This is a genomic window from uncultured Nostoc sp. (assembly GCF_964245575.1).
Taxonomy (GTDB): Bacteria; Cyanobacteriota; Cyanobacteriia; order Cyanobacteriales; family Nostocaceae; genus Nostoc.
Window position 1 is genome coordinate 7,231 of record NZ_CAXTNP010000202.1, and the last position, 7,535, is coordinate 14,765.

A 7,535-nucleotide genomic window follows, 5' to 3' on the forward strand; every position below is an offset into this window, starting at 1 on the left:
GACCATTATTGTTTTGGACTGGCGAATCAGTATGGTGGTTGTCGCTATGACCATTATGATTTTCGCTTTCTCTATGCCAGTCTACTTCGGCTGGTAAAAGATAGCTTGCCATTGTCGGTACTACAGTCCGAGATAGCACATAGGAAGCAAGCATCCCAAATACTACTGCCATTGCTAAGGGGACAAATAGGTACTTTGCCACTCCACTGAGAAACACGACCGGCACAAAGACAATACAAATACATAATGTTGCTACAAGTGCTGGAGTGGCGATTTGCTGCGCCCCATCTAAGATTGCTCGCTTGATGGGTTTACCTTGTCCGAGATTTCGGTGGATATTTTCAATTTCCACTGTGGCATCATCTACAAGAATACCAACAGCTAAAGATAAACCACCTAAAGTCATGATGTTGAAAGTTTGTCCCAAACGACTCATCACAATAATTGAAACTAGCATCGAGAGAGGAATCGATACGGCTACAATTACGGTGCTGCGCCAACTTCCCAGGAAAATCAAAATCATCACCGCAGTCAGACAAGCTGCAATCAATCCTTCTTTGAGAACGCCTTGAATCGAAGCTTTCACAAATATAGATTGATCGAACAAAAACGCTAAATTCAGTTCTGGGGGTAAGGTGGATTGGATGCGAGGCAAAGTTTTTTTAACCCGCTCGATTACATCAATCGTTGAGGCATTGCCACTCTTCAAAATACTAAGTAAGCTCGATCGCCTGCCATTCTGACGTACAATGTTCGATTGCACGCCAAAGCCATCTCTTACCTGGGCGACATCACGAATGGAAATGACAGTACCATTAACTTGCTTAATCGGCAAGTCATTGAGGGCTTCCACCACACTTGGACTATTGTTGATTTGTACGGCGAAGTTGCGATCGCCTATCTTCATATCGCCTGCGGGCAAAACCAAGTTTTGGGCACTGACAGCATTAGTCACGTCTTGAGCAGAAACGCCATTAGCCAACATCGCTTGGGGATCGATATCAACCATAATTTGCCGAGGTTTACCACCATAAGGCAGAGGTATACTCGCTCCTTGCACTGTTGCTAATTGGGTGCGGACGAAGTTGGTAGCATAGTCGAAAAGTGCTTCTTCCGGTAAGGTTTTGCTACTGACACTCATCTGGATAATCGGCACCGAAGAAGCGTTGTATTGAATGATGAATGGCGGTGTAATCCCAGGTGGCAAAGGGCGAAGAATTGTTTGGCTGACAGAGGTAATTTGAGCAACTGCTGAGGCGATATTGGCGTTAGGTTGGAAGAAAACCTTGACGACACTAACACCACTTAAAGATTGAGACTCAATGTGTTCGATGTCACCAACGGTTGTTGTCATAGCGCGTTCGCTAATGGTAACGATTCGCTGTGCCATTTCCTCAGATGTGGTACCAGTGTAAGTCCAAACTACGCTGACAACCGGAATGTTAATTGCGGGAAAAATGTCAACTGGTGTACCAAATATCGTGACTGCACCCAGGATCGCAATCATCAAAGCAGCGATCGCGAATGTATACGGAAGACGTAAAGCAATTTTGACGATCCACATAGTTAGTTAGGATACTTCAAAAGTTTTTTCTGTTAAAGCAGTTTTACTCAGCACTCAGCACTCAGCACTCATGACTGAGGTTGGCGTTTGAGCTAATTGAAGTTGTTCTGTTTGGAGTTGCTCAACTAGCCACTCAATTTCTGATTCGATCACTTCAACTGCGCGCTTTTGCACTTTCGCTTGATATAAATCATCAGTAACTTCAAGTGCTTTTTTCTCCGCAAGGCGTAACTGACATAACATCAATCGATGTTCGATTAACTGCACTCGTTCTTTGGGTAATAAATGACTAAAGAAAAAAAATTTGATAAAGAATCGTGATCGCGCATTAACCCAACTTTCATGAGGATATGCCAGCATCTCTTTATACCAAATGGTTTTACCGAGAGGTGTAATCTCATATACCTTTCCACACTGCCCACTTTCTTCTCCTTGTTCTGCACATAGGATCGCTTCACCTTGTTCTTCCATGCGCTTCAGAAGAGGATAAATCGCGCCATAGTTGACACAAATACTGCAACTCATAAACATCTCTAGTTGCTGTTTAAGCCGATAACCATTTAAAGGCTCTCGCTGTAATAGACCTAATACTGCTAGCTTCAGCATTTTGATATATCAACTTGATATGTCGATCAACAATATCAAATTGAGCCTTTTTAGCCAAGTACTTAAGGTTCAATTGTCAGAATTCTCTGTGATACCGTAAAGGCGAAGCCGTATAAGTTACCTGTGGGCTAGTTAGGGACAAGTGAGACGTCCACCTCACAATAGGTAGTTGAGTATTTTTTTATTTGAAAGTCCCTTAGTGCTAAAAGTCAAAACAGGTAGGGGAGCAGGGAGCAGGGGGAGAGGCTCTTGCAAAGCTTGTACTCGCACTCTTCCAAGCGCCCTGGAAGGGCGGGGCTTCATACCCTATGTTTTGATCAAGCTCCACGCCCTTGGGAAGGGCTTGGCTCAAGAGTTCCCTGCCCCCCTCCCCTCTGCCTCTTCGGTGAGGATTCATTTGGAGACTTCAGCAAGATTTGTAGCAATACAGTTCAGTTAAGCCTAAAAATTATACTAACGTAGGTTGGGTTGAGGAATGAAACCCAACATTATCAAGACTTTGTTGGGTAACGCTTACGCTCAACCCAAGCGTATTAGTCAATAGGGTTCGGTTAACGACCTTCGTTATCAGTAAAATCCTTATCTAATTGGCCAGGGCGGCTCATGGTCAACCCCTTCTCTACGGGACGCACTCGCGTTCGGGGAAGTCAAAAGTCACGCATTCAAAAGTAACAACCCCATAAATAAATTTACTTGCTCTGTACCTTTTTCTTTCTGGTCAAGAGTACTCTAGATGTGGCTGCTCTGAGTAAAGAAGTGAGACTCCCCACTTCCAACTCCCTCTTTTGACTAACTAAACTGCTGGGCATAAAACCGCGCATAGCGACGCTCTAGCGCTAACAATTCTTCATGTGTTCCCGATTCGACAATTTGACCCTGTTCGAGAACTAAAATGCGATCGCACCTCCTAACTGTTGATAAACGGTGAGCAATAATAAACACCGTCCGTTTTTCCATCAGTCTTTCTAGCGCTTCCTGTACCAGTGCTTCTGATTCGGAATCTAATGCTGATGTCGCCTCATCAAGAATCAATATTTGGGGATTGAGCAAAACAGCACGAGCGATCGCAATTCTTTGTCTTTGTCCACCTGATAAGTTTACCCCACGTTCACCCACCCAAGTCTGATAACCCTCTGGCAGTTGGCTAATAAATTGATCAGCATTAGCAATTTTCGCCGCCTCTTTAACTGCTTCCATATCAAAAACATCTTGTCCAAAGGCGATATTTTGGGCAATTGTCCCCGAAAACATGATGGTTTCTTGAGGAACAATCCCAATTTGTCGCCGCAGACTATGCAGCTTGACATCTCGAATATCAATACCGTCAATTAATATTTGACCAACTTCGGGATCATAAAAACGGGGGAGGAGGTTGACAAATGTGGTTTTACCAGCACCCGAAGCACCCACAAGAGCGATCGCTTCACCTGGCGATACCAATAAACTGATATCTTTTAATACAGGTTTGCCTGGTTTATAGGCGAAGGAAATATGACGATATTCTACTTTGCCTTTGACTGGGGGTAGAGCGATCGCATTTGCTTTTTCGATTACCGTCGGCTGAATTCCCATTAATTCAAAAACGCGGTCAACAGATGCTTCACCCTGCTTAAATTCATTGTAATTATTAGTAGTATGACCAATGGGATCAATTAACAGCGCCGCCGCCGCCAAATAGCTGAAAAAATTCGCCACTGTTAAATTACCTTGGGAAATTTGCCATGCTCCCACAATCAGTAAAGATAATGCACTTAAGGCTTCCAGAAATCCGACGATGGGAATCTGAATCGCTTTGAGGCGTTCGGCTGAGTATTTGGCTTTGAGACTGCGTTCTGCTTCATGGGCAAAGCGGGCGATTTCGTAATTTTCGGCAGCAAAAGCCTGTACCAAACGAATACCGTTGAAAACTTCCGCCAGGATGGCTGATAAACCCGATACGCGATTTTGACTTTTTAAAGAATATTTGCGTAACCGTTCACCAAACCAGCCAACTAAAATACCCATCAATGGCGCAACTATCACTGTTGCTAATGTCAGTTGCCAATTCAGGTAAATCATGTAAATCGGAATTGCTAGCAACTGCAAAATGCAGGGGATAAAGTCGTGAAATACTTTATTTACCACTTCCCCAACTCGGTCAACATCTTCTGTGAGGCGGTAAGATAAATCACCTGCTTTTGCAGTTTCAAAATAGCTGAGATTTAGCTTTTGAAGATGTGCGTAGACTTGCTGACGGAGATGAAAAGCAACTCTTAAAGCAGCTTTCGCCATATACATATCTTGTATAGACTGAAACAAGCCTCTCACAAGAAATATTAAGGCACAGCTACCAGTTATTTGAGCGATCGCTACTACATTACCTTGTGCAAAGGGAATTGCCAATTTACCAGCAAGATTGATCAACACTAATGTCGCCAGCACGTATCCCAAGATACCAACGAGTCCCTTAGTGAGGGTTTGCGACTGGAGTCGGATATAAGGCAGCAGTTGCCAGTAATTAGAACGGGTTTTCAAGCTGTAACGTCCACAATCATATTTTCCTTTGTTTGACGCTAGCAGTTTTTGGTGAGTTTCTGAATAGTTCACTAATTAGTTACAAACTGTTTTAGCGTTCAGGTCAAAATAATGTGTATCTTCACAGAGAATCGGTATAATTACCATTGAAGTATATCCTGCTATAGATACAATTTTTATAGTAGTTATTTATACTGATATTTAAATTTAACCATTACTTATACCCACGCTTCATAGTTTTGCAGCTTGAGCAACATGAATGTAGATAACTTTAGCGAGCAGATAGAGGAATTGCGAGCGCGGGTACGGGGAATATGGCAGCGCACTGCAACCCAACCGAACTCACAACAAGAGCTAATGATAGCGGCTTTCGATCAACTCCAAATAGCAGTGGAAGAACTATTAGCTGCCTCTGAGGAGCTAGAGGTAACAAGAGCGGTAGCAGAGAAAGAACGCCAGCGTTACCAAACATTATTCGATTTTGCGCCGGATGGTTACTTGGTAACTAATACCGTAGGGAAGATCCTAGAGGCTAACTATGCAGCAGCAACTATGCTCTCTGTGCGCCAAAAATATCTGGTAGGTAAACCATTAATTGTGTTTATTGCTCAACAAGACCGCCAGATATTTAGCTCCCTGATAAATAATTCGCAGCAGATAGAGGACTGCGTAATTGAGCTAAAGCCACGGCTTAGTACCTCCTTTCCTGCAAGTGTCAGGGCATCTCCAGTGTTTGACTCACAACAAAACTTGGTAGGCTGGCGTTGGTTGCTGCGTAATATCAGCGAAGCTAAACAAGCACAAGAACAAGTGGCAAAACGCACAGTGGAACTGGCAAATGCAAATCAGCAATTGCTAAGTGAAATTACAGAGCATAAACAAGCCAAGTCACAACTGCTGCACCTTGCGTTTCACGATGTACTGACGGGACTTCCAAACCGCGCTTTATTTATGAACCGTTTAGAAGATGCGGTCAATTATTCCAAACGGCATTCAGATTATCTATTTGCTGTCTTGTTTCTAGACCTAGATCGCTTCAAGGTGATCAATGACAGCCTGGGACACACATTTGGAGATCAATTACTGCTTACGGTTGCTCAAAGGCTTCAAGAATGCTTGCGCTCTACAGATATAGCTGCACGGCTGGGAGGAGATGAGTTTATCATCTTGCTAGTGGGAATTAGAGATGTATTAGAAGTGGTAGGGGTTGTTGAGCGAATACAAAAGAATCTGGCACGAACTGTGGTTCTAGACGGGCACGAAGTGTCCACTACAGCGAGTATTGGCATTGCTTTAAGCATAACAGGTTGTGAACACCCAGAAAATTACTTGCGTGACGCCGATATTGCGATGTACCGAGCTAAGGCACAAGGCAGGGCGTGCTATGAGATTTTTAACACTGATATGCATATTCAAGCAATGGCACACTTGGAGTTGGTTAACGAGCTGCGCCGAGCCATTGAGCTTCAAGAGTTTCGGGTTTATTATCAACCGATAGTGTCACTCAGTCGCGGCATGATAACTGGTTTTGAAGCGCTTGTGCGCTGGCTACATCCAAAATACGGCATTGTTTTGCCAGAGTATTTCATGTCAACTGCCCAAGAAACCGGGCTAATTATCCTTATTGAGCAGTGGGTGTTGCATGAGGCATGTAGTCAGATACAGCAGTGGCAAGAGCAATTCTCCTCTAGCTGTGGGGATCTGGCTGAGTGTCCTTTGACCATTAGTGTCAATCTTTGTACTACTAGGTTCAGTGAAGAAAACTTGGTGTCGCACATTAATAAAGTTCTACAAGACACTGGACTCGCCGCACCGAGTTTGACGCTGGAGATTACAGAAGGCGTAATTATGGAAAACGATGATAAAGCCATCATCAGGCTAAAGCAACTGAGAAATTTAGGAATTAAGTTGGCAATTGACGACTTCGGTACGGGCTATTCCTCATTAGGTCGTCTCCACCACTTTCCAATTAATCAGTTGAAGATAGACCGCTCTTTTGTTAGCGGGAGCATAATTGATCATGGAAACTTAGATATTGTTCAGACAATTATTACATTGGCACACAAATTAGGTGTGGATGTGACCGCCGAAGGGGTGGAGACAGAAGCGCAACTAGCACTGTTGAGAATGTTGAACTGTGAATATGGGCAGGGATATTTTTTCTCCCATCCATTAGATAGCTCTCAGGCAACAGCATTAATTATGGCAAATATTCAGTGGTGATGGATATTGTGCAAAAGGAGTTGCTAATTTACCGGCGAGATCGATCAACACTAATGTCGCCAGCACATATCCCAAGATCCCAATAAATCCCTTGGTGATGGTTTGCCACTGGAGTTGGATATAAGGCAGCAGTTGCCAGTAATTAGAAAGCGTTTTCAAGTGTTTGAGTATGAGCGGTAGTATCGCGGGGTATAGACCAAAGTTTGATGGTTTCGTCACTACTGCCACTTACTAAGGTTTGCCGATTAGGATTAAAGGCAACAGATCATACAGACTTGGTATGTCCTGCAAAGTTAGCAAGGAGTTTGCCACTAGCTAAATCCCAGAGCTTGATTGTTCTGTTATAACTACCACTGGCTAAGGTCTGTCCATTAGGGCTAAAGGCAACAGACCATACGGCTTGGGAATGCCCCGTTAGAGTGTGCAACAATTTGCCATCGCCTAAGCGCCACAGCTTGATGGTTTTATCCATACTGCCACTGGCAAGGGTTTGCCCATCAGGACTGAAGACAACAGAACGTACTTCTTGGGAATGCCCTGTGAGAGTCTGTATAAGTGTCGGACTGTTAGTGTTTAGGTGATTTCCGAAAAAGAAATTACCAATTAAAGTGGTTGAATCAAGATGTCC

5 protein-coding genes and 1 pseudogene are annotated in these 7,535 nt (G+C 43.7%); 1 reads left to right on the forward strand and 5 read right to left on the reverse strand.

All coding sequences use genetic code 11. The annotated features are described in order from the left end of the window. The 3 genes from ACFFAP_RS26390 to ACFFAP_RS26400 all read right to left on the reverse strand — a co-directional run. The coding region (locus ACFFAP_RS26390) for an efflux RND transporter permease subunit (protein WP_375514003.1) at positions 1–1,564 on the reverse strand (1,564 nt) is incomplete at its 3' end. A 54-nt stretch (positions 1,565–1,618) separates the two neighbouring features. Next, on the reverse strand, positions 1,619–2,170 hold the full coding sequence (locus ACFFAP_RS26395; protein WP_375514004.1) for a PadR family transcriptional regulator: 552 nt from the start codon (positions 2,168–2,170) through the stop codon (positions 1,619–1,621). A 789-nt stretch (positions 2,171–2,959) separates the two neighbouring features. Beyond that, positions 2,960–4,684: an ABC transporter ATP-binding protein gene (locus ACFFAP_RS26400; RefSeq protein WP_375514007.1), complete on the reverse strand. Its 1,725-nt coding sequence runs from the start codon at positions 4,682–4,684 to the stop codon at positions 2,960–2,962. Positions 4,685–4,939: 255 nt separating this feature from the next. Here ACFFAP_RS26400 and ACFFAP_RS26405 point away from each other — a divergent pair, with 255 nt between their 5' ends. Then, a complete protein-coding gene (locus tag ACFFAP_RS26405) occupies positions 4,940–6,907 on the forward strand; it encodes a putative bifunctional diguanylate cyclase/phosphodiesterase (RefSeq protein WP_375514005.1) in 1,968 nt (655 codons plus the stop codon). Positions 6,908–7,049: 142 nt separating this feature from the next. Here the strand turns inward: ACFFAP_RS26405 and ACFFAP_RS26410 are convergent. Together ACFFAP_RS26410 and ACFFAP_RS26415 are read right to left on the reverse strand one after the other, a co-directional pair. After that, positions 7,050–7,139, reverse strand: a pseudogene (locus tag ACFFAP_RS26410) (hypothetical protein); the annotation flags it as partial. 33 nt (positions 7,140–7,172) lie between these two features. Further along, a partial coding sequence (locus ACFFAP_RS26415) for a WD40 repeat domain-containing protein (RefSeq protein ID WP_375514006.1) occupies positions 7,173–7,535 on the reverse strand: 363 nt, incomplete at its 5' end.